This is a genomic window from Streptomyces sp. NPDC002446 (assembly GCF_053595675.1).
In genome coordinates, this window is the sequence record NZ_JBSFYC010000060.1 from 21,548 (window position 1) to 42,747 (window position 21,200).

Sequence of the window (21,200 nt, forward strand, 5' to 3'; positions counted from 1 at the left end):
CGTCGGCGGTGGGCCGGCCGGGCCGTCAGCCCCGCAGTCGCAGCCCCCGCGGGGTGGGGTGGAAACCGGCCGGCTCCAGGGTGGTGGCGAAGGGGGAGGTGAGGGCCGCGGCGCCGTTGATGCGTTCGGTCGTGATCGTGCCCAGCGCGCCGGCCCGGGCGGCGTCGACGAGCGCCTCGACCGCGAGCCGGAGGCGGGGGTCCGTGGCCGCCTGGGCCGGGTCATGACCGAGCGGCCAGATGAGCAGGGTCTTGCCGCCCCGCTCCATATAGAGCGTCAGCTCACCGTCGACCAGGACGACGAGCGAGCCCGCCTTGCGCCCGGGTTTGTGGGTGCAGCCCTCCGGCGGATCGGGCCAGGGCAGGGCGGCGCCGTAGGCGTTGGCCGGGTCGGCGGCGGCCAGGACGAGGGCGCGCCGCGGGCCGCCGGACCGGGAGCCGGCCGGGCTCCCGCCCGGCAGCGCCTCGTCGGCCGCGCGCTCCCGCTGGGTGCTGACCGCCCGCAGCCGGTCCACCGCGCCGTCCATCGCGAACTGGGCGGCGCCCAGCCCCTCGACCACATAGCCGCGACGGGCCTGACCGGACTCCTCGAACGCCGACAGGACCCGGTACGCCGCGGAGAATCCGCCCTCGACCCCTTCGGCGGCGACCGCCCCGCGGGTGACGATGCCGTGCCGGTCCAGGAGCGTACGGGCCAGCGCATGGGCGCGGTGGGTGGCGTCCGTCTCGGGGGCGGGCAGCAGCGACCAGCGCCCGCCGACGGTCGGCGGGCCGGAGCGGGAGGCGGTGGGGCGGCCGCCTCCCGCTCCGGCCCGCCCGGTCAACGATCCGTATCTGCCGCGCGGGATGGCCCGCCGGGCGCGGTGGGCGGTCGAGCCGGCCGTGCGGCCGGAGCCCAGGAGGGCGCGCAGCGGGGCGAGGGTGTCGTTCGTCAGCCGGCCCGACCAGGCCAGATCCCACAGGGCGTCGGCCAGTTGGGGGTCGGTGGCGTCGGGGTGGGTGGTGGCCCGGACCTGGTCGGCGAGCTGGCGGAAGAACAGGCCGTAGCCGGGGGCGAGGGCGGTCAGCAACGACTCGTGCAGGGCGGTCAGTTCCAGGGGGAGGGGCGGCGGGAGCAGCAGCGGGGCGGATTCGGCGAGATGCAGGGAGAGCCAGCCGTCCTTGCCGGGGAGCGCGCCGGCGCCGGCCCACAACACCTCGCCGGTGGCGGTGAGTTCGTCCAGCAGGGCGGGGGTGTAGCCGCCGACGCGGGACGGCAGCACCAGCTTCTCCAGGGCGGAGGCCGGCACCGGCGCGCCCTGCAGCTGCTCGATGGCGCGCACCAGCCCGTCGATGCCGCGCAGGCTGTGTGACGCGCCGGCGAGCGGCGCCGGCTGCCCGATCGGCTGCGCCGGGCGTGGCGCGCTGACGTGCTGCCACTGGGGCAGGAACGCGGCGAGCGCGGCGGGCGGCACCGGCTCCAGCTCCTCGCGCAGCGCGGCGAGCGAGCGGCGGCGCAGCCTGCGCAGCACCTGGGCGTCGCACCACTCCTGGCCGATGCCCGCGGGGTGGAACTCCCCCTGGACGACGCGTCCGGAGGCCGCGAGGCGGTGCAGCGCCCCGTCGGTGACGGCCGTGCCCAGGCCGAAGCGGGCGGCCGCCTGCTCGGAGGTGAACGGGCCGTGCGTGCGCGCGTAACGGGAGAGCAGGTCGCCGAGCGGGTCCTTGACCGGTTCGGTGAACGACTCCGGGACGCCGACCGGCAGCGCCGTGCCCAGTGCGTCGCGCAGCCGTCCGGCGTCCTCGACGGCGGCCCAGTGGTCGGCGCCGGCGATCCGCACCCGGATGGCGCGGCGGGCGGCGGCCAGCTCCTCCGGCCACGCCGGGTCCGCGCCGCGCTCGGCCAGCTCGGCGTCCGTCAGCGGACCCAGCAGCCGCAGCAGGTCGGCGACGCCCTCGGCGTCCTTGACGCGCCGGTCCTCCGTACGCCACTGCAGCTCGCGCTCCAGCTCGGCCAGCACCTCGGCGTCCAGCAGCTCGCGCAGCTCGGCCTGGCCCAGCAGCTCGGCCAGCAGCCGGGAGTCCAGCGACAGCGCGGCGGCGCGGCGCTCGGCGAGCGGGGAGTCGCCCTCGTACAGGAACTGGGCGACATAGCCGAACAGCAGCGAGCGGGCGAACGGGGACGGCTCGGGGGTGGTGACCTCCACCAGGCGGACCCGGCGGGCCTCGATGTCGCCCATCAGCTCCGTCAGGCCCGGTACGTCGAAGACGTCCTGGAGGCATTCGCGGACGGCCTCCAGCACGATGGGGAAGGACCCGAACTCGCTGGCCACCTGGAGGAGCTGGGCGGCGCGCTGGCGCTGCTGCCACAGCGGGGTGCGCTTGCCGGGGCTGCGCCGCGGCAGCAGCAGCGCACGGGCGGCGCATTCGCGGAACCGGGAGGCGAACAGCGCGGACCCGCCCACCTGGTCCGTGACGAGCTGATCGACCTCGCCCTGGTCGAAGGCGACGTCGGCGGCCCCGACGGGGGACTGCTCCGGGTCGTACTCCGCGCCGCGGGCGGCCGGGCCCGGATCGGCCGACGGGCCGAAGCCGCCGTCCCCGTCGAGGAGGTCGAGGCCCATCAGATCGGCGTCCGGCAGCCGCAGGACGATGCCGTCGTCGGCGTGCATCACCTGGGCGTCCATGCCGTAGCGCTCGGCGAGACGGGCGCCGAGGGCCAGCGCCCAGGGGGCGTGGACCTGGGCGCCGAAGGGGGAGTGGACGACCACCCGCCAGTCGCCGAGCTCGTCGCGGAACCGCTCGACGACGATCGTGCGGTCATCGGGGACATGGCCGCAGGCCTGCTTCTGCTCGGCGAGATAGCCCAGGACGTTGTCGGTGGCCCAGCCGTCGAGACCGGCGGCGGCCAGCCGGGACCGGGCGTCCTCCGGGGACATCGAGCCGATCTCCCGGAGGAACGCGCCCAGCGCACGGCCCAGTTCGAGGGGGCGGCCCAGCTGGTCGCCCTTCCAGAACGGCAGCCGGCCGGGGACCCCGGGGGCGGGGGTGACCAGCACCCGGTCGCGGGTGATGTCCTCGATGCGCCAGGACGTCGTGCCGAGCGTGAAGACATCGCCGACGCGGGACTCGTAGACCATCTCCTCGTCCAGCTCTCCCACCCGTCGCCCGCCCCCCTTCCCAGAGTCCCCGCCGGCGAGGAACACGCCGAACAGGCCGCGGTCGGGGATCGTGCCGCCGGACGTGACGGCCAGGCGCTGGGCCTGCGGGCGGCCCGTGACGGTCTGCGCGACGCGGTCCCACACCAGGCGCGGCCGCAGCTCGGCGAAGGCGTCGGAGGGGTAGCGGCCCGCGAGCATGTCCAGCACGGCCGTGAACGCCGACTCGGGGAGCGCGGCGAACGGGGCGGCCCGCCGGACGACGGCCAGCAGCTTCTCGACGTCCCAGGTGTCCATCGCGGTCATGGCGACGAGCTGCTGGGCCAGCACGTCCAGCGGATTGGCGGGCACCCGCAGCGCCTCGATGGCGCCCGAGCGCATCCGCTCGGTGACCACGGCCGCCTGCACCAGATCGCCGCGGTACTTGGGGAAGACGATGCCCGTGGAGACCGCGCCGACCTGATGCCCGGCCCGGCCGACCCGCTGCAGCCCGGAGGCGACCGACGGCGGCGACTCCACCTGGACGACCAGATCGACCGCGCCCATGTCGATCCCCAGCTCCAGACTGGACGTGGCCACCACGGCCGGCAGCCGGCCCGCCTTCAAGTCCTCCTCCACCTGGGCGCGTTGTTCCTTGGACACCGAGCCGTGGTGCGCGCGGGCCAGCAGCGCCGGCGCCCCCTTGGCGGCGCCGGCCTGGGCCATCAGCTGCGCCGGGGAGTGGTGCTCGGGGAGGGCCGTGGCGGAGCCGCGCGCATCAAGCACAGCGCCGGTGGAGCGCTCGTAGGCGATCTCGTTGAGGCGGTTGCACAGCCGCTCCGCCAGACGGCGGGAGTTGGCGAAGACGATGGTGGAGCGATGGGCCTGGACGAGATCGGCGATCTTCTCCTCGACCTGCGGCCAGATGGACGGCTTCTCGCCCGTCTCCCCCTCCTGTACCGGTGCGCCGCCCAGCTCGCCCATGTCCTCCACGGGCACGACCACCGAGAGGTCGAAGCGCTTCTGGGACGGCGGCTGGACGACCTCCACCCGGCGCCCGGGCGACAGATAGCGGGCCACCTCCTCCACCGGCCGCACCGTCGCCGACAGCCCGATCCGGCGCGCGGGGTGCTCCAGCAGCTCGTCCAGCCGCTCCAGGGACAGCGCCAGATGCGCGCCGCGCTTGGTACCGGCCACCGCGTGCACCTCGTCCACGATCACCGTCTCGACGCCCGCGAGCGCCTCCCGGGCCGAGGACGTCAGCATCAGGAACAGCGACTCGGGGGTCGTGATGAGGATGTCCGGGGGGCGGTTGGCGATCGACCGGCGCTCCGCGGGCGGCGTGTCCCCGGAGCGGATGCTGACCGTGATGTCGGGCTCCGGCAGCCCCAGGCGGACCGACTCCTGGCGGATGCCCGTCAGGGGACTGCGCAGATTGCGCTCGACGTCGACCGCCAGCGCCTTCAGCGGTGAGACGTACAGCACCCGGCAGCGCTTCTTCGGCTCGGCGGGCGGCGGCGTGCTCGCCAGCGCGTCCAGCGACGCGAGGAAGGCGGCGAGGGTCTTGCCGGAGCCCGTCGGCGCCACCACCAGGACGTCCGAGCCCGCGCCGATCGCCCGCCAGGCGCCCTCCTGCGCGGCGGTGGGCGCGCTGAACGCCGCGGCGAACCAACCGCGGGTCGCGGGCGAGAACGAGTCGAGCGCTGCCTTGGCCATGTCCCCCATCGTGCACCGCACCACTGACAACGCGGCCCCGCGCCGGCCCCCGTCCGCCGCGGACAGGGCCCCGCACCGCCCGTCCATGCTGTGGACGCGCAGGTCGGGAGCGGTCCCGCGGCCGCAGAATGGGGGCATGGCCACGGCGAGCGGGGACGGCGCGATCATCGGCGGGGCGCCCGGCGCGGACACCGTGCCGCAGGCGCGCGGGGAGTGGGCGCGCCACTGGCGGTACGCCGGGCTGCCCGGCCTCGACCTGCTGCGCGCCCGCTACGTCCGGCACGCCTTCCCCCGCCACGCCCACGACGGCTACGTCGTCTGCGCGGTCACCTCCGGCATCGAGGAGGTAGGGCTCCAGAACGGCACCGTGCGGGCCGGCCACGGCGGCATCATCATGATCAACCCGGAGGTCGCCCACACCGCGCGGGCCGGTGCGCCCGAGGGCTGGTCCTACGCCACTCTCTACCCGTCGTCCGAGGTCGTCGCCGAGATAGCCGAGGAGACGACGACGCTGCGCGGCACCGCCGGATTCGCCCGCACCACCGCCGAGGACCCGCACCTCGGCCGCATGATCACCGAGATCCACGGGGCCGCCGAGGCGGGCAACGCGCTCGCCGCCGACAGCCTGCTGCGGATCGCCGTCGCCCGGCTGCTGCGCCGCTACGGCGGCCCGCTCCCGGCCCGTACACCGCGCAGCGCGGGCGCACGCACCGCCGCCCGCGCCCGCGCCGTCCTGGAGGAGCGGATGCCCGACCCGCCCTCCCTGGAGAAGCTGGCGCAGGAGCTCGGCACCAGCCCCTTCGCCCTGCTGCGGGCCTTCAAGGCCGCGTACGGCATGCCGCCGCACACCTGGCTCATCGATGCCCGGGTGCGCCGGGCCCGCAGGCTCCTGGAGGCGGGCACCGCACCCGCCCAGACCGCCCTGGCGGTCGGCTTCAGCGATCAGCCCCATCTGAACCGGCACTTCACCCGGATCGTCGGCGTGCCACCGGGGGCGTACCGCAGGGAGCGCGCGGGGTAGCGGGCGGCCGCAAGAACGTACAAGACCGCCAAGGGCACCCACTCCTAAGGTCCGGGGCGTGCCAGAACAGACAGAGATACGCACCACCGGCCCGGCCGCGCCGCCGGGAGCGGCAAACCCGGCCAAGCCCGACTCCGCCGTCGTCAGGGACGCCCTCGGCGTCGGCGTCGCCGTGGGCCTGTCCGGATTCGCCTTCGGCGTCACCTCGGCCGGCGCCGGCCTCAGCCTTCTGCAGACCTGCGCGCTCAGCCTGCTGGTGTTCACCGGCGCCTCGCAGTTCGCGCTGGTGGGCGCGCTCGCCGCGGGCGGAAACCCGCTCACCGCCGCGGCCGGAGCCTTCTTCCTCGGTGTCCGCAACGCGTTCTACGGACTGCGGCTGTCCGCCGTCCTCGGCTACCGGGCGACGGTCAGGCCCTTCGCCGCCCACTGGGTCATCGACGAGACCTCCGCCGTCACCCTGGCCCAGCCCGACCGCCGCAGCGCCCGTCTGGGCTTCACCGTCACCGGGCTGAGCCTCTACGCCCTGTGGAACCTCACCACCTTCCTGGGAGCCCTGGGCGCCGAGGCACTCGGCGACACCGACGCCTGGGGCCTGGACGCCGCCAGCCCCGCGGTCTTCCTGGCGCTCCTCGCGCCGATGCTCAAGACCACCGTCGAGCGGGCGGCGGCCGGGCTGGCCGTGGTGGTGGTCATGGTGGCGCTGCCGCTGCTGCCCACCGGCGTCCCGGTCCTGCTCTCCGCGCTCGCCGCGCCCGCCGTCCTCGTCGTACAGGGGCGCCGGGAGCGGGCACGGGCGGCGCGGGAACCGGGCGCGGGCCGGGCCGGCAGCGCGAGCGAGAGCGCGGCGCGCCACAACGGCAGCGCGGCATGCGGCACCGCCACCGAGGAGGACCGGGCATGAGCATCTGGATCGCGATCGGCGCCACCGCCGTCGGCTGCTACCTGGTCAAGTACCTCGGCCTGTCGGCGCCGGCCGGCGTACTGGAGCGCCCGCTCGTCAAGCGGCTGGCCGCGCTGCTCCCGGTGGCCCTGCTGGCGGCGCTCACCGCCCAGCAGACCTTCAGCGACGGCCGGTACCTGATGCTCGACGCCAGGGCCGCGGGCGTGGCCGCCGCGGCCCTGGCGCTCGTCCTGCGGGCGCCGTTCCTGCTGGTCGTCGGCGTCGCCGTGGTCGTCACCGCCGGGGTGCGGGCACTGACCGGGTGACGTCCCCCCGGCGGGCGGGGCAGCCCGCCCGCCGGGCCACCGCCGACGGCCCGGCCCCCGGGCGGACGCTCAGCCGAGGGGCCGCCGGTAGGCCCGCAGGGTCAGCAGCGCCCTGAGCGTCACCATCGGGCGGCTCTCCAGCGAGGTCCCCGGGGCCCACGCCCGCCAGTTGATCGGCCAGCCGCCGTCCTCCTCCTGGAGCGCGGCGAGGTGGTCCAGTGCCCGGTCCATCTCCTGATCGGTGAACCAGCTGCGGGCCAGTGAGCCGGGCGCGGCCGCGAAGTCGTACGCCAGGTGATGCTCCCCGGGGGCGTACCCCTCCGCCACCGGGACGTCCGCGGCGCGCTCCGGGTCCAGCAGCACCAGGCCCTGCTCCCGTACGAGCCGGCCCAGCCGCTCGGCCGCCGCGGCCGCCCGGGGCCGGTCCGGGGCGCCGTCCAGGAAGGCCACCGCCGCCTCGACCTCGTACGGATGGGTCTCCTTCAGGGACTCCACGGCCGCCCAGCAGTAGTCCGTGGCCCGGAACAGCCAGGCGTGCCACACCTCGTTGCGGTGCAGCATCCCCACCACGGGCCCGGTGGCCAGCAGCGCGCTCGGCGGATCGTCGACCACCGGGATCCACGGCGCCGCGGGATAGCCCCGCAGCGAGGGGTGCAGCGCGGGCAGCGCGCCCTGCGGGGTCGAGATCTTCGTCAGATAGCGGCAGATCCGCTCCACCTGGCGGCCGTCACAGCGCCCGATCTGATCGAGGACCTTCAGGGCGTGCGCGGTGTGCAGCGGCTGGCTGACGGGGCCGCGCAGATCGGGCTCCAGGGCGTGGCCGTAGCCGTCGTCGTCATTGCGGTACGCGGCGAGCGCGGTCTCGACCGGGTCCGCCCCGCCGCCGAGGAAGTGGTACTCGAAGAGCCGCTGTTCCAGCACCCGGGCGGTCAGCCAGACGAAGCGCTCGGCGCGCGCCAGAGGGGTCGGGGAGGGGCTTGCGTTTTCGGCCATGGCCCGACCGTAGGGCCGAAACTGCCCGGTGACAGCGGCTCCCGCATCGCTGCCCTCCCAGGGCGGGATACTGGGGGCATGCGGTTGACGGTCTTCTGGCAGCGGATGGCGGATCATTTCGGCGCGGGCTACGCCGACTCCTTCGCGCGCGATCATGTGATGTCCGGCCTCGGCGGCCGGACCGTCCACGAGGCGCTGGACGCGGGCTGGAGCGCCAAGGAGGTCTGGCGGGTGGTCTGCTCGGTGATGGACGTGCCGCACGACAAGCGCTGAGCGCGGCGGCGGGGCGCCGCCCGGTCACGGCCCGGCCGGAAAGCCCCGCAGGCCGGGCATCGCGGACGGAGCCGCGGGCCAGGACCGGAACTGTCAGCGCGGTGCGCGACACTTGGCTGCGTGCCCGTGTCTGATGAGATCACCAGCAACGACGTTCCGCGGTCCGAGGACCGGCGCGCGGACCCGCCCGAGGCGCGGTCCGACGCGCGGATGCCGCGCTGGCTGCCGCGCGCCATGGTGCTCGCGCTCGCCCTCGTGGGGTGCTACCAGCTCGCCATCTGGGGATTCCACCAGCTGATCACGCTGCTGCTGAACGTACTGATCGCCTTCTTCCTGGCGCTGGCCGTCGAGCCGGCGGTCGACTGGATGGCGGCCCGCGGCATGCGGCGCGGGCTGGCGACGGGGCTGGTGTTCCTGGGCATCCTCGTCGCCGCGGCCGGCTTCTTCACGCTCCTGGGCTCCATGCTCGCCGGCCAGATAGCCACGATGGTCGAGGAGTTCCCGCAGTATCTGGACTCCGTCATCAGCTGGATGAACAGCACCCTGCACACCCACCTCTCGCGGGTCGAGGTGCAGAACAACCTGCTCAGGTCCGACTGGCTGCAGAAGTACGTCCAGGACAGCGCCAACAACGTCCTGGCCGTCTCCGCGACGGTGCTGGGCAGCCTGTTCAACCTCCTGACGGTGGCCCTGTTCTCGTTCTACTTCGCCGCCGACGGCCCCCGGCTGCGCCGTGCCCTGTGCTCGGTGCTTCCGCCCCGCCGCCAGACGGAGGTGCTGCGCGCCTGGGAGATCGCCGTCGCCAAGACCGGCGGGTACCTCTACTCCCGCGGCCTGATGGCGCTGATCTCCGGCATCGCGCACTACGTCCTGCTGGAGCTGATGGGCGTCCCCTACGCCCCCGCGCTGGGCATGTGGGTGGGCCTGGTCTCCCAGTTCATACCGACCATCGGCACGTACATGGCGGGCGCGCTGCCCATCCTCATCGCGTTCACCGTCGACCCCTGGCACGCCCTGTGGGTCTTCGGCTTCGTCGTGATCTACCAGCAGTTCGAGAACTACCTCCTGCAGCCGAGGATCACCGCCAAGACGGTGGACATCCACCCCGCCGTCGCCTTCGGATCGGTCGTCGCCGGTACGGCCCTGATGGGTGCGGTCGGTGCGCTCATCGCGATCCCGGCGACGGCGACCCTGCAGGCGTTCCTCGGCGCATACGTCAAGCGCTACGACGTCCCCGACGACCTGCGGGTCCACGGCAGGGCCGGCACCGGGCGGGCCGCCCGCCTCCTCGCCCGCATCCGCCGCACGCCGGACGAGGCACGGCCGGGGCCCCTGCAGAAGGCCCCGACGGGCCGGGACGGGCAGGGCGGCCGGGAAGGTCAGTGACGCTCCGCCCATGAGCCGGGCGGGCGGCGGCTCGCACAGGCGGGCCGCGGGTACCGCTTGACAGTAAAATCGAACATCCATTCTCATGGGGGATCCGGCCCGTGATTCCGGGGATTTCGCGGAGTTATCCACAGGCTGGAGCCGGGTCCGGGCGCATTGTCAGTGGCAGGCGTTAGCGTCATGGACGTGAAGCGATCGACTCAAGCAAATCGGGTGGAACCCATGGCAGGCACTGACCGCGAGAAGGCGCTGGACGCCGCGCTCGCACAGATTGAACGGCAATTCGGCAAGGGCGCCGTGATGCGCATGGGGGAGCGGTCGAAGGAGCCCATCGAGGTCATCCCCACCGGATCCACCGCGCTCGACGTGGCGCTCGGCGTCGGCGGTCTCCCCCGCGGCCGCGTCATCGAGGTCTACGGCCCGGAATCCTCCGGTAAGACGACCCTGACCCTGCACGCGGTCGCGAACGCCCAGAGGGCCGGCGGCTCCGTGGCGTTCATCGACGCCGAGCATGCCCTCGACCCGGAGTACGCGAAGAAGCTCGGTGTGGACACCGACGCCCTGATCCTGTCCCAGCCGGACAACGGCGAGCAGGCCCTGGAGATCACGGACATGCTGGTCCGCTCCGGCGCGCTCGACCTCATCGTGATCGACTCCGTCGCCGCCCTGGTGCCGCGGGCCGAGATCGAGGGTGAGATGGGCGACTCCCACGTCGGTCTCCAGGCCCGGCTGATGAGCCAGGCGCTCCGTAAGATCACCAGCGCGCTCAACCAGTCCAAGACCACCGCGATCTTCATCAACCAGCTCCGCGAGAAGATCGGCGTGATGTTCGGCTCGCCGGAGACCACGACCGGTGGCCGCGCGCTGAAGTTCTATGCCTCGGTGCGTCTGGACATCCGCCGCATCGAGACCCTCAAGGACGGCACGGAAGCGGTCGGCAACCGCACCCGCGTCAAGGTCGTCAAGAACAAGGTCTCCCCGCCCTTCAAGCAGGCCGAGTTCGACATCCTCTACGGCCAGGGCATCAGCCGTGAGGGCGGCCTGATCGACATGGGTGTGGAGCACGGCTTCATCCGCAAGTCCGGCGCTTGGTACACCTACGAAGGCGACCAGCTCGGCCAGGGCAAGGAGAACGCCCGCAACTTCCTCAAGGACAACCCGGATCTCGCCAACGAGATCGAGAAGAAGATCAAGGAGAAGCTCGGTATCGGCGTCAAGCCGCAGGACCCGGCGGCGGAGCCCGGCGCGGACGCCGCGGGCGCGGCCGCCGACCCGGCCGCCGCCGCTCCGGCTCCGGCGGCCAAGGGCGCCAAGGGTTCCAAGGCCGCCGCGGCCAAGAGCTAGCCCGCCATGACACGGCGAACGGAATGGCCGGACAGCGAGGACACGACCAGCAGCGCTGCCGGTGACGCCGAGACCCGTAGCGGCCGCAGGGGCCGTGATGGCCACGAGAACAGCGGTGGTTCCGCCTCGTCGAGGGCCGAGCCGGGACCACCGCGTACCCCCGAGGAGCAGGCGCGGGCCATCTGCCTGCGCCTGCTCACCGGGAATCCGCGTACCCGCAGACAGCTGGAGGACGCCCTGCGCCGGCGGGGCATCCCCGACGAGGCCGCACAGGAAGTGCTGTCCCGCTTCGAGGACGTCGGGCTGATCGACGACGCGGCCTTCGCCGACGCCTGGGTGGAGTCCCGCCACCACGGGCGCGGCCTGGCCCGGCGCGCTCTGGCCCGCGAACTGCGGACCAAGGGGGTGGACTCCGCCCTGATCGATGTGGCCGTCGGCCGCCTCGATCACGAACAGGAGGAGTCCACCGCCCGCGAGTTGGTCGACCGCAAGCTGCGTGCCACCCGAGGACTGGACCGCGAGAAGCGCCTCCGCCGCCTGGCCGGAATGCTGGCCCGCAAGGGCTACTCGGAGGGCCTCGCCCTCCGCGTCGTCAAACAGGCCTTGGAGGCGGAGGGCGAGGATCCGGAACTGCTGGAGCAGCATCTGCCGGACGCCTGACCCGGAAACGGGGACACCAGGAGGCGCGCACACGCGGACACCAGGAGGCCCGGGTCCGGGCAGCCCGGTGCACCGTGCGGCCAGCGGACAGGGAGGCCAGCGGACAGGAAGACCGGCGGACAGGAAGACCGGTGCACCGTGAAACCAGCACAGGAAGACAGGCGGACAGGGAGGCCAGAGGGCTGGGAGGCCAGAGGGCTGGAGGCCGCGGGCCGGGACGGGGCGGAGGTCAGACCCGTACCGGCAGTCCCGCTCCTCGCCAGGCCTGGAAGCCGCCTGCGAGGTCGGTTGCCCGGTGCAGGCCCAGTTGGCGGAGGGAGAGGGCGGCGAGCGTGGAGGCGTAGCCCTCGTTGCAGATGACGACGACCGGCAGATCGTGGTGGGTCGCCTCCGGGGCACGGTGTTCGCCCGTGGGGTCGAGGCGCCATTCGAGCTCGTTGCGTTCCACGATCAGGGCGCCGGGGATGGTGCCGTCACGCTCCCGCAGCTGGGCGTACCGGATGTCGACCAGAAGGCCGCCGGCTTCCTGGACGGCGGCGGCCTCCCGGGGGCCCACCCGCGCTCCCAGCTCGCGCCGGGCGCGTGCCAGCAGTTCGTCGACCGCGCTCATACCGAAACCTCGCTCGCCGGAACCCCGCTCCGCTCGCTCATGTCCATTCCTCCGGGCGCTCGACCTCTTCGAGGCGCAGTACGTCGCCGGTGCGGCTGTAGCGGCGCATCAGCGGCAGCGGCGGATAGTAGGCGTGCACCGACACCGCATGGGTGTCCTGGGAGATGTTGAGCACCTGGTGGACATGGTGCGGGCCGAACGCCCGGCCGCGGCCGTCGCTGAGCCTGCGCTCCCGGTCCACGTCATCGGCGAGTTCCAGGGTCTTCCAGCCCTCGGTGGGCAGCTGGACGGCGAGCGACTGTTCCGTCAGCTCACCGGCGGCCGCCGCGAAGGCACCGCGGGAGCCGCCGTGGTCGTGCCAGCCGGTGCCGGTGCCGGGCGGCCAGCCGATCAGCCAGGCCTCGCTGCCGCCCGGCCCGTCCAGCCGGATCCAGGTGCGGCCTTCGGGGTCGAGCGGGAGCGAGGAGACGAGCGCCGCGTCCTCGGCGGTGCGGCGGACGAAGTCGAGGAGTTCGGATGCGCTGGGCCCGCCGTCATCGGCGAGGGCACGCGGGCGCGCGGAGGTACGTACGTCGGGCACAGGAAACCGTCCTGAGTGGTGATCGCGAAGAGGCGCGGCTGCCGACAGGGGCAGGTGGCCGCGCGGGAAGGGGATGCGGATCAGCAGGACGGACGACACATGCAGCCCGCATAGCGGACCAGGTCCAGATGGACCCTCCGCCAGAATCGCGAGCTGTGATCAGTCACTCTCGGAGTGAAGCATGGAGGTTCCCACAGGGTCAACCGCGGCGGACCCGTCGCCGTCGCCGCTCTCGCCGTGCCCCGAGGTGCTCGGCGAGTCCGCCGCCCAGGGCGTTCCGGGCGTCTGGGCCGCCCCCGCCGCCCCCGACGGCTCAGGCTCCCCGGCAGGCCCGGCAGGCCCGGCAGGCCCGGCAGGCCCGGCCCGTCGGCCCGCACCGGCGCCGCGCCCATGGGCCCCGCCCCGTACCGCCTCCGCGCACGCGGCCAGTTCCGCCGGGCGGACGCCGGACAGTGCCGTGACCAGATGGCCGTCCGGGCGTACGACCAGCACGGTGTGGGCGGCGGCACCCGGGTAGGACTCCGTGACGAGGATCTCGGCGGGCATCGGCAGGGCGGCGACCGCGCTCGTCAGACGGGGCATCAGCCCCGCCGACTGCCAGTGCCGGCGGTCCCAGACGGTGGTGCCGGGGGCCACCAGCACCACCAGCAGCCCGCGGCCGAGGCGGTCGCGCAGCCGGACCGCCGACCCGTCGGACGCGGTCACCGCGACATCCGCGGCCGGCGCCCCGGGGGGCGTCTCGACGAGCGGCCCCTCGGCGGGCGGGGCGGGCGGTGCCAGCGGAGTGCGGGCGTAGACCGGCGGCGCACCCAGCGGGCCGCGGCCCAGATGGCCGTTGGTCAGCAAGGTGCTGCGGCCGCGCGCCGCGCCCGGGAGTACGGTGCGCCAGCGGGCCGAGCGGCCGTCCCGCAGCAGCGGCAGCGCCTGGTCCGCGGCGCGCAGCCGGGCCGCGACCGCGCCCCGGCGCTCGGCCTGGTAGCTGTCGAGCAGCAGCTCGGAGGCGCCGTGGTGCCAGGCCAGACCGAGCTTCCAGGCGAGGTTCTCGGCGTCCCGCAGCCCCTCGTCCAGGCCTTGGGTGCCCAGCGCGCCCAGCAGATGCGCGGCGTCCCCGGCGAGGAAGGCCCGGCCCTGCCGCCAGCAGCGGGCCAGCCGGTGGTGGACGGTGTGCACGCCGGTGTCGAGGAGCTCGTACGGCGGGACGAGCCGGCCGTGGCCGTGCCCGGCCGCCCCGGTCGGGTCCGGGCCGGCGGCGGTGCCGGGCTCCGCCGGGGATTCGGTGGTCCAGCCGGCCAGGGAGTCACGGATCCGGGCGACCAGGGCGTCCGGCGTGACCAGTTCGCGTCCCGGCGGCAGCAGCCAGTCCAGCCGCCAGACGCCGCCGGCCAGCGGGCGCGCGGAGACCTCGCCGCCCGGCCCGGCGCTGTGCCGGGGCGGCGAGCGGTGCAGCAGCGCCTCGCCGGGCCAGGGGAGTTCGCAGCGCAGCGCGGCCACCGCATGCCGCTCGACGGCCGTACGGCCCGGGAAGCGGATGTCCAGCAGCTTGCGCACGGTCGACCGCGGCCCGTCGCAGCCGATGAGGTAACTCCCGCGCCACCACGTGCCGTTGGCGCCGCGGGTGTGGGCGCTGACGCCGTGCTCGTCCTGCTCGACGTCGACGAGCCGGCTGTCGGTGACGATCTCGGCGAGCTTCTCGTGGGCGAGCGCGGCACGCAGGGCACGGGTGAGCGCGTGCTGGGGGAGGTGCACGGGGGACGCGAGGGCGGCGCCGGCCGCGTCGTCGGGGGCCGGTGCGGCGAAGGCGACGCGCTCGACCAGCCGCCGGCGGCGCATGATGCGCCAGGCCGCCCAGCGGGTGCCGGCGCTCTCCAGGGTGTCGGCGCAGCCGAGCCGCCCGACGAAGGCCGCGGTGTCCGGGCGGAGCACGGCGGTGCGGGCGGGCCGGGTGTCCTCCTCGCCGGAGGTCTCGTCGAGGACGACGGAGGGGACGCCGAGCCGGGCGAGGGCGAGGGCGAGGGAGAGGCCGACCGGGCCCGCCCCGACGACGATCACCGGGTCCACGGCGCAGCTCCCAGGGGCCGCTGGTGCGTACGGGACATGCGGGAACTGGCAGTTGGAGCCCGGTGCGTGATCACACAGCGTATGCAACCCACTGCGGCCGCTCGCGTCAAGTGACGGAGGCGGTGGCGCCGTTGCCACCGCCTCCGGACGGTCCCCTATGAGCCACGCGACGGCCCGCCGGACCGTCAGTCCTTCTCGGTCACCGGCCCGCCGGGCACCGGGTCGGCGACCTCCATGGCGTCGGTGGCTGCCACCGGCTCGTCGGCCGCGGCCACGGCGATACCGGTCTTCGCCCGCCGGCCGCGCCGCTCGATCCAGTTGGCGAGGGCGGACAGCGTCAGGCACATCGCGACGTAGATGGTGCCGGTGACGACGATGACCGGGACGTAGGTGTCGTTGCCGTTGACGATGATGTTGGTGCTCATCTGGCGGGCGATGAAGAGCAGTTCCTCGAACGTGATGATGTAGCCGAGGGAGGTGTCCTTCAGGGTCACCACGAGCTGGCTGATGATCGTCGGCAGCATCGCCCGGACGGCCTGCGGGATCAGCACCGTCGTCATGACCTGGGTCTTGCTCATGCCCAGTGCGTAGGCGGCCTCGCGCTGGCCCTTGGGCACGGAGTTGATGCCGGCCCGCAGCACCTCTGCCTGCACCGAGCCGTTGTAGACCGTCAGCCCGATGACCAGCGCCCAGAACTGCGGCTGGTTGTCGGTGAGCCCCAGGGCGCCCCGGTTGCTGAGCAGGATCACCCACAGCGCGTAGATCGTGATCAGCAGCGGGACGGCGCGGAAGAGCTCGATGAACCCGGCCGCGAACCAGCGGACCGGCTTGTGGTCCGAGAGCCTGGCCACCGCGAGCAGCACACCCAGCGCCAGTGACAGCACCGCCGCGACCGCGAAGACCTGAAGGGTCGTCAGCAGGCCGTCGCGGATGCTGGTCCGCACACCGGCGTTGTTGAAGATGTTCCACACCTCGGGCTCGAGCTGGCCCTCGGAGTTCAGCCGCATCACGACGAACGAGAGGAGTCCCAGTACCGCGAGGGCGCCGACCACGGTGTAGACGCGGTTGCGTGCCCTGGCCTTCGGGCCCGGCACGTCGTAGAGAACACTGGCGCCACTCATGCCGTTACCTCGCTTCGTTCCGCCCCGCCGGTGCGCGGCATCCCCGTCGTGCTGATCCTGCCCCGGCCGTCGGCCGCGGGGACCCCCGTGCCGTGTCCGCTCATCGGGCCACTCCCATCCGGCGCTCCAGCAGCCGGAAGACGCCGCTGATGGCGAAGGTGATGATGAGGTAGGCGAGCGCGGTCCACAGGAAGATCCAGGCGATCGCGTATCCCTTGTCGTTGAGCAGCTTGGAGACGTTGAACAGCTCGCCGTAGCCGAACGCTCCGGCGATCGCGGAGTTCTTCGTCAGCGCGATGAAGATGCTGCTCAGCGGCGGCAGGACGGTGCGGGTGGCCTGGGGGAGCACGATCTGGCTCAGGGTCTGGGTGAACGTCATGCCGATGCTGCGGGCGGCTTCCGCCTGCCCCAGCGGCACGGTGTTGATGCCGGAGCGCACCGCCTCGCACACGAAGGAGGAGGTGTAGAAGCCGAGCGCCAGAGTGGCGAGCACATAGGGGCTCGCGCCCTGGAAGAGGATCTGCGGTACGACGAAGAACGCGACCAGGAAGAGCAGCGTCAGCGGCGTGTTGCGCAGCACCGTGACCCAGGCCGTTCCGAAGGCGCGCAGCGGCGGAATCGGCGAGACCCGGAAACCGGCTATGAGCACGCCGAGTACCAGCGCGAGCAGGGCGCTGGACACGGTGATCGCCAGGGTTCCGAGAAATCCTTCCCGGAACTCGGGCAGATAATCGAGGAGTACGTTCATGGGGTCTCCGCGGTAGCGGTCATCGGGTCGACGGCGGGAAGTCAGTCACAGGCGGGGGAAGACACCGCGCCCCGTACACCCGCCGCGGCGGGCGTACGGGGCAGCGCAGTCCGGTGGGTGCGTGAGCGCCTCAGTACCGCGGCAGCGGCGTCTCCGGAGCGGTGAACTTCGCACCGGACTTGCCGAGCGTGCCCTCGTACGCCTTCTTGTAGTCGCCGTTCTTGATGTGGTTCTCCAGGGCCTTGGTGATCGCGTCGCGCAGGGCCTTGTCGGCCTTGTCCATGCCGACGCCGTAGGGCTCCTTGGTGAACGGCTTCTCCACGACCCGCAGCTTCTCCGGACGCTGGGCGGCGTAGCCCTTGAGGATCGCGTCGTCGGTGGTGACCGCGTCGACCTGGCCGTCGAGCAGGGACTTCACGCAGTCCGAGTACTTCGACTGCTCGCTGGTGTCGGCGCCGTACTTGGCCTTCTTGATCTCCTGCAGCGGAGTCGAGCCGACGATCGAGCAGACCTTCTTGCCCTTGAGGGTGTCCGGACCGGTGATGGCCTTGTCGTCCTTGCGCACCAGGAGGTCCGCGCCGGCGGTGTAGTACGGGCCCGCGAAGCCGACCTGCTTCTTGCGCTCGTCGTTGATCGTGTACGTACCGACGTAGTAGTCGACCTGGCCGTTGGAGATGGTGGTCTCACGGACGTTGGAGTCGATCGTCTTGAACTCGATCTGCTTCTCGGAGAAGCCCAGGTCCGCCGCGACCATCTTGGCGATCTCGATGTCGAAACCGGAGTACTTGCCGGTCGACGGGTCCTTGAAGCCCAGGAACGGCTGGTCGGCCTTGACACCGATGACGATCTTCTTGGCCTTCTGCGCCTTCTTCAGCACCGCGGAGTCGACCTTGACGCCCGAGGCGACCTTGTACGTGCCGCTGAAGACATCGCCGCCGGCCGGCTTGTCGCCCGCCGTACCCGACTCGCCGCCGCACGCGGTCGCCGTGGCCGCCAGCGCGAGCACCACCGCACAGGCCGAGGCCGTCTTACGCATCCTCATGGTGAACATCCTTTGGTTCAGCAGGTGTTGGCAATGATGGTGGCCCAACTACGGCCTCAGTGATGAAGGATCTTCGACAGGAAGTCCTTGGCGCGGTCGCTGCGCGGGTTGTTGAAGAACTGGTTCGGCTCGGCCTCTTCGATGATGCGGCCGTCCGCCATGAAGACGACCCGGTTCGCCGCGGAGCGAGCGAAGCCCATCTCATGGGTGACCACGACCATCGTCATGCCGTCCCGGGCGAGCTGCTGCATGGTGTCCAGCACCTCGTTGATCATTTCCGGGTCGAGCGCGGAGGTCGGCTCGTCGAACAGCATCACCTTGGGGTCCATCGCCAGTGCGCGGGCGATCGCCACGCGCTGCTGCTGGCCACCGGAGAGCTGTGCGGGGTACTTGTCCGCCTGGGTGCCGACGCCGACCCGGTCCAGCAGGGCGCGGGCCTTCTGCTCGGCGGTCGCCTTGTCCGTCTTGCGGACCTTGGTCTGGCCCAGCATCACGTTCTCCAGCACCGTCTTGTGTGCGAAGAGGTTGAAGGACTGGAAGACCATGCCCACGTCGGCACGGAGGCGGGCGAGCTCCCGGCCCTCCTGCGGCAGTGGCTTCCCGTCGATGGTGATGCTGCCGGAGTCGATGGTCTCCAGGCGGTTGATCGTGCGGCAGAGCGTCGACTTGCCGGACCCCGAAGGCCCGATCACGACGACGACCTCACCCCGGTGGATCGTCAGGTCGATGTCCTGGAGCACGTGCAGCGCGCCGAAGTGCTTGTTCACGTTGTCCAGCACGACCAGCTGGTCCCCTGTCTGTGCGGGACCCTCGGCGTTCTTGGTCACCGATACTTCGCTCATCGGCGTACAGCTCCGTCCTCCTCGGTTGGGGAGGACCCTAGGACGCCCCGCGACCAGCGTCATTACATCTGAGGGGAACTTGAGGATAACGATCCGGTCGCAGCGGAACACGCTGTGTGAGGAGGGGTGACGGTCAGCAGCACGGTGTGTTTGCCGCGGGAGTACCGGCTGGGTAACGGATGGCGGCCCGGAGGTGGCCGCCTCTTGACGCGCACGCTCCCCATCGCCGTAGATGCCCTTTGGCCTGTTACGCACGCACTCGGGAGGAGGCCTGAATGAGACTGCTGCTCGTCGAGGACGACGATCATGTCGCCGCGGCCCTGTCCGCGGTGCTCGCCCGGCACGGCCTGGCCGTCGTCCATGCGCGCAACGGCGAGGAGGCGCTCAAGGCCCTGCTGCCCGACGACGCCGAGCCCTTCGCGGTGGTGCTGCTCGACCTCGGGCTGCCCGACCAGGACGGCTTCGAGGTGTGCGGCCGGATCCGCAGGATCTGCGCCATCCCCGTGATCATGGTCACCGCGCGGTCCGATGTGCGCTCGCGCATCCACGGCCTCAACCTCGGCGCGGACGACTACGTCGTCAAGCCGTACGACACCGGTGAGCTGCTGGCGCGCATCCACGCGGTGAGCCGGCGCACGGTGCCCTCGCCGGAGCGCGGCGGCGAGCAGCCGGCCGAGGAGAGCGCCGACGGCCACACGCTGCGCCTGGGCGCGGTCACCGTCGAACTGCCCACCCGCCAGGTGTCCGTGGACGGCGCCGTGGTCCCGCTCACCCGCAAGGAGTTCGACCTGCTGGCGCTGCTCGCCCAGCGGCCCGGGGTGGTCTTCCGCCGGGAGCAGATCATCAGCGAGGTGTGGCGGACGAGCTGGGAGGGCACCGGCCGGACACTGGAGGTGCATATCGCCTCACTCCGCGCCAAACTGCGCATGCCCGCTCTGATAGAGACGGTGCGCGGGGTCGGCTACCGCCTCGTCGTCCCCGCCTCCCCGGCCTCCTGAAGACCGCCGCCGGCCCGTGCGCACCCGACTCCTTCCGCTCCTCATCGTCCTGATGGCCGGTGTGCTGCTCGCGCTCGGCCTCCCGCTCGGCGTCATCACGGCCGGTGTGGAGCAGCAGCGGGTGGTCGTCGACCGGATCGACGACGCCGCCCGCTTCGCCTCCCTCGCCCAGTTCGTCACCGCCCGCCCCGACGCCGACGCCCGGAACCAGACCCCCGAGGAGGACGAGCGGCGCGCCACCCTCAGCGCCGAGCTGGCGCGCTACTACGACCTCTACGGGATACGCGCCGGCGTCTTCTACCGCGACCGCACGCCGATGGCCGCGGCCCCGCGCGACCTGCCGGTGCCCGACGGCGGCGAGGGCGCCCAGGCCTTCAGCGAGGCGCTGGCCGGCCGCCGCAGCCACGATCCGCACCAGGTCTGGCCCTGGGACGAGGACGGCCGGATCCCGGTCGCCTCACCGGTCATCCGCGACGGCGACGTGGTCGCCGTCGTCGTCACCGACTCGCCGACCGGGCAGATGCGTTCGCGCGTCCTGCACGGCTGGCTGCTGATCGCGGCCGGCGAGTGCGCGGCGATGCTGGTCGCGGTCGCCGCGGCCTTCCGGCTCACCGGCTGGGTGCTGCGGCCCGTCCGCGTCCTGGACGTGGCCAGCCACGACATCGCCACCGGGCGGCTGAAGTCCCGGGTCGCCGCCACCGCGGGCCCGCCCGAACTGCGCCGGCTGGCCCGCTCGTTCAACGAGATGGCCGACAACGTCGAGGAGGTCCTGGAGCAGCAGCGTGCCTTCGTCGCCGACGCCTCCCACCAGCTGCGCAACCCGCTGGCCGCGCTGCTGCTGCGGATCGAGCTGCTCGCCCTCGAACTGCCCGAGGGCAACGAGGAGATCGCCTCGGTCCGCACCGAGGGCAAGCGGCTGGCCCGCGTCCTGGACGACCTGCTCGACCTCGCGCTCGCCGAGCACACCGCCGCCGACCTCCAGCTCACCGACGTCGCGGCGCTGGCCGCCGAACGCGTCGACTCCTGGCGCCCGTTGGCCGACGACAAGGGCGTTGACCTCACCTACGAGGGGCACAGCGCCGTCACCGGCTGGGCCGACCCGATCGCCCTCTCCAGCGCCCTGGACGCCGTCGTCGACAACGCCCTGAAGTTCACCCCCGCCGGCCGGCCCGTCACCGTCGGCGTGGCACCGGACGGGGAGTGCGTCCGCATCACCGTGGCCGACCGCGGCCCCGGCCTGACTGACGACGAGCTCGCCCGGATCGGCGACCGCTTCTGGCGCAGCGGCCGCCACCAGAACGTCTCCGGATCCGGGCTCGGGCTGTCGATCACCCGCACGCTGCTCACCGCGGGCGGCGCGGCCATCGACTATGCGCCGCATCCGCCGCACGGGCTGAAGGTCACCGTCACCGTCCCCCGCACCGCACCCTGACCAGGGCCCCGGCCGAGTGTGCTACCTTGAATGACGTTGCAGTTGTGGTACCCAT

General features: G+C 72.9%; 19 protein-coding genes. 9 read left to right on the forward strand and 10 right to left on the reverse strand.

What is annotated here, in order from left to right; translation table 11 throughout:
* Nucleotides 1-25: 25 nt before the first annotated feature.
* Nucleotides 26-4,831: an Lhr family helicase gene (locus ACWD6P_RS27755; protein ID WP_451446893.1), complete on the reverse strand. Its 4,806-nt coding sequence runs from the start codon at nucleotides 4,829-4,831 to the stop codon at nucleotides 26-28.
* Nucleotides 4,832-4,967: 136 nt separating this feature from the next.
* Here ACWD6P_RS27755 and ACWD6P_RS27760 point away from each other — a divergent pair, with 136 nt between their 5' ends.
* From ACWD6P_RS27760 to ACWD6P_RS27770, 3 genes are read left to right on the forward strand one after another with little or no spacing between them, the layout of a single operon-like run.
* The gene (locus tag ACWD6P_RS27760) at nucleotides 4,968-5,852 is read left to right on the forward strand and encodes an AraC family transcriptional regulator (RefSeq protein WP_451446894.1); all 885 of its coding nucleotides are present in this window, start codon (nucleotides 4,968-4,970) and stop codon (nucleotides 5,850-5,852) included.
* Between the two features lie 58 nt (nucleotides 5,853-5,910).
* Nucleotides 5,911-6,753 carry an AzlC family ABC transporter permease gene (locus tag ACWD6P_RS27765; protein ID WP_451446895.1) on the forward strand — a complete coding sequence of 281 codons (843 nt, stop codon included), beginning with the start codon at nucleotides 5,911-5,913 and terminating at the stop codon, nucleotides 6,751-6,753.
* On the forward strand, nucleotides 6,750-7,058 hold the full coding sequence (locus tag ACWD6P_RS27770) for an AzlD domain-containing protein (protein WP_451446896.1): 309 nt from the start codon (nucleotides 6,750-6,752) through the stop codon (nucleotides 7,056-7,058). The genes ACWD6P_RS27765 and ACWD6P_RS27770 overlap by 4 nt, the downstream gene beginning before the upstream one ends.
* Before the next feature lie 69 nt (nucleotides 7,059-7,127).
* Here ACWD6P_RS27770 and ACWD6P_RS27775 read toward each other — a convergent pair whose 3' ends face one another.
* Nucleotides 7,128-8,051: a hypothetical protein gene (locus ACWD6P_RS27775; RefSeq protein ID WP_451446897.1), complete on the reverse strand. Its 924-nt coding sequence runs from the start codon at nucleotides 8,049-8,051 to the stop codon at nucleotides 7,128-7,130.
* Nucleotides 8,052-8,129: 78 nt separating this feature from the next.
* Between ACWD6P_RS27775 and ACWD6P_RS27780 the strand changes: the two genes are divergently transcribed.
* The 4 genes from ACWD6P_RS27780 (at nucleotide 8,130) to recX (ending at nucleotide 11,714) form a co-directional block, all read left to right on the forward strand.
* Nucleotides 8,130-8,324, forward strand: coding sequence for a DUF3046 domain-containing protein (locus tag ACWD6P_RS27780; protein WP_384434446.1), 195 nt, complete (start codon nucleotides 8,130-8,132; stop codon nucleotides 8,322-8,324).
* A 120-nt stretch (nucleotides 8,325-8,444) separates the two neighbouring features.
* A complete protein-coding gene (locus tag ACWD6P_RS27785) occupies nucleotides 8,445-9,710 on the forward strand; it encodes an AI-2E family transporter (RefSeq protein ID WP_451446898.1) in 1,266 nt (421 codons plus the stop codon).
* A 222-nt stretch (nucleotides 9,711-9,932) separates the two neighbouring features.
* Nucleotides 9,933-11,054 carry a recombinase RecA gene (recA, locus tag ACWD6P_RS27790; protein WP_451446899.1) on the forward strand — a complete coding sequence of 374 codons (1,122 nt, stop codon included), beginning with the start codon at nucleotides 9,933-9,935 and terminating at the stop codon, nucleotides 11,052-11,054.
* A 6-nt stretch (nucleotides 11,055-11,060) separates the two neighbouring features.
* Nucleotides 11,061-11,714: a recombination regulator RecX gene (gene recX, locus ACWD6P_RS27795; RefSeq protein ID WP_451446900.1), complete on the forward strand. Its 654-nt coding sequence runs from the start codon at nucleotides 11,061-11,063 to the stop codon at nucleotides 11,712-11,714.
* A gap of 229 nt (nucleotides 11,715-11,943) precedes the next feature.
* Here recX and ACWD6P_RS27800 read toward each other — a convergent pair whose 3' ends face one another.
* From ACWD6P_RS27800 to ACWD6P_RS27835, 8 genes are all read right to left on the reverse strand, one after another.
* Nucleotides 11,944-12,324, reverse strand: a complete 381-nt coding sequence (locus tag ACWD6P_RS27800) for a rhodanese-like domain-containing protein (RefSeq protein WP_451446901.1) — start codon at nucleotides 12,322-12,324, stop codon at nucleotides 11,944-11,946.
* Nucleotides 12,325-12,361: 37 nt separating this feature from the next.
* Nucleotides 12,362-12,904 (reverse strand): cysteine dioxygenase, encoded by a 543-nt coding sequence (locus tag ACWD6P_RS27805; protein ID WP_451446902.1) that lies wholly within the window; start codon nucleotides 12,902-12,904, stop codon nucleotides 12,362-12,364.
* A gap of 80 nt (nucleotides 12,905-12,984) precedes the next feature.
* On the reverse strand, nucleotides 12,985-13,071 hold the full coding sequence (locus tag ACWD6P_RS27810) for a putative leader peptide (protein ID WP_311044721.1): 87 nt from the start codon (nucleotides 13,069-13,071) through the stop codon (nucleotides 12,985-12,987).
* On the reverse strand, nucleotides 13,064-14,962 hold the full coding sequence (locus tag ACWD6P_RS27815) for an FAD-dependent monooxygenase (protein ID WP_451446903.1): 1,899 nt from the start codon (nucleotides 14,960-14,962) through the stop codon (nucleotides 13,064-13,066). The genes ACWD6P_RS27810 and ACWD6P_RS27815 overlap by 8 nt, the downstream gene beginning before the upstream one ends.
* Before the next feature lie 185 nt (nucleotides 14,963-15,147).
* A complete protein-coding gene (locus ACWD6P_RS27820; RefSeq protein WP_451446904.1) occupies nucleotides 15,148-16,083 on the reverse strand; it encodes an ABC transporter permease subunit in 936 nt (311 codons plus the stop codon).
* Between the two features lie 100 nt (nucleotides 16,084-16,183).
* Nucleotides 16,184-16,831: an amino acid ABC transporter permease gene (locus tag ACWD6P_RS27825; protein WP_451446905.1), complete on the reverse strand. Its 648-nt coding sequence runs from the start codon at nucleotides 16,829-16,831 to the stop codon at nucleotides 16,184-16,186.
* Nucleotides 16,832-16,961: 130 nt separating this feature from the next.
* Nucleotides 16,962-17,873 (reverse strand): glutamate ABC transporter substrate-binding protein, encoded by a 912-nt coding sequence (locus ACWD6P_RS27830; RefSeq protein ID WP_451446906.1) that lies wholly within the window; start codon nucleotides 17,871-17,873, stop codon nucleotides 16,962-16,964.
* A gap of 56 nt (nucleotides 17,874-17,929) precedes the next feature.
* On the reverse strand, nucleotides 17,930-18,715 hold the full coding sequence (locus ACWD6P_RS27835; protein WP_451446907.1) for an amino acid ABC transporter ATP-binding protein: 786 nt from the start codon (nucleotides 18,713-18,715) through the stop codon (nucleotides 17,930-17,932).
* 275 nt (nucleotides 18,716-18,990) lie between these two features.
* Between ACWD6P_RS27835 and ACWD6P_RS27840 the strand changes: the two genes are divergently transcribed.
* Nucleotides 18,991-19,713, forward strand: a complete 723-nt coding sequence (locus ACWD6P_RS27840) for a response regulator transcription factor (RefSeq protein WP_451446908.1) — start codon at nucleotides 18,991-18,993, stop codon at nucleotides 19,711-19,713.
* 16 nt (nucleotides 19,714-19,729) lie between these two features.
* Nucleotides 19,730-21,145, forward strand: a complete 1,416-nt coding sequence (locus ACWD6P_RS27845) for a sensor histidine kinase (protein ID WP_451446909.1) — start codon at nucleotides 19,730-19,732, stop codon at nucleotides 21,143-21,145.
* The last annotated feature ends 55 nt before the right edge of the window (nucleotides 21,146-21,200 follow it).

What these genes read in the sequence shown, in the direction of transcription:
- recA (WP_451446899.1), top strand. Translation starts at nt 9,933, where the DNA reads ATGGCAGGCACTGACCGCGAGAAGGCGCTGGACGCCGCGCTCGCACAG.
- ACWD6P_RS27780 (WP_384434446.1), top strand. Translation starts at nt 8,130, where the DNA reads ATGCGGTTGACGGTCTTCTGGCAGCGGATGGCGGATCATTTCGGCGCG.
- ACWD6P_RS27820 (WP_451446904.1), bottom strand. Translation starts at nt 16,083, where the DNA reads ATGAGTGGCGCCAGTGTTCTCTACGACGTGCCGGGCCCGAAGGCCAGG.
- ACWD6P_RS27770 (WP_451446896.1), top strand. Translation starts at nt 6,750, where the DNA reads ATGAGCATCTGGATCGCGATCGGCGCCACCGCCGTCGGCTGCTACCTG.
- ACWD6P_RS27830 (WP_451446906.1), bottom strand. Translation starts at nt 17,873, where the DNA reads ATGAGGATGCGTAAGACGGCCTCGGCCTGTGCGGTGGTGCTCGCGCTG.
- ACWD6P_RS27825 (WP_451446905.1), bottom strand. Translation starts at nt 16,831, where the DNA reads ATGAACGTACTCCTCGATTATCTGCCCGAGTTCCGGGAAGGATTTCTC.
- ACWD6P_RS27800 (WP_451446901.1), bottom strand. Translation starts at nt 12,324, where the DNA reads ATGAGCGCGGTCGACGAACTGCTGGCACGCGCCCGGCGCGAGCTGGGA.
- ACWD6P_RS27835 (WP_451446907.1), bottom strand. Translation starts at nt 18,715, where the DNA reads ATGAGCGAAGTATCGGTGACCAAGAACGCCGAGGGTCCCGCACAGACA.
- ACWD6P_RS27755 (WP_451446893.1), bottom strand. Translation starts at nt 4,831, where the DNA reads ATGGCCAAGGCAGCGCTCGACTCGTTCTCGCCCGCGACCCGCGGTTGG.
- ACWD6P_RS27775 (WP_451446897.1), bottom strand. Translation starts at nt 8,051, where the DNA reads ATGGCCGAAAACGCAAGCCCCTCCCCGACCCCTCTGGCGCGCGCCGAG.
- recX (WP_451446900.1), top strand. Translation starts at nt 11,061, where the DNA reads ATGACACGGCGAACGGAATGGCCGGACAGCGAGGACACGACCAGCAGC.
- ACWD6P_RS27760 (WP_451446894.1), top strand. Translation starts at nt 4,968, where the DNA reads ATGGCCACGGCGAGCGGGGACGGCGCGATCATCGGCGGGGCGCCCGGC.
- ACWD6P_RS27840 (WP_451446908.1), top strand. Translation starts at nt 18,991, where the DNA reads ATGAGACTGCTGCTCGTCGAGGACGACGATCATGTCGCCGCGGCCCTG.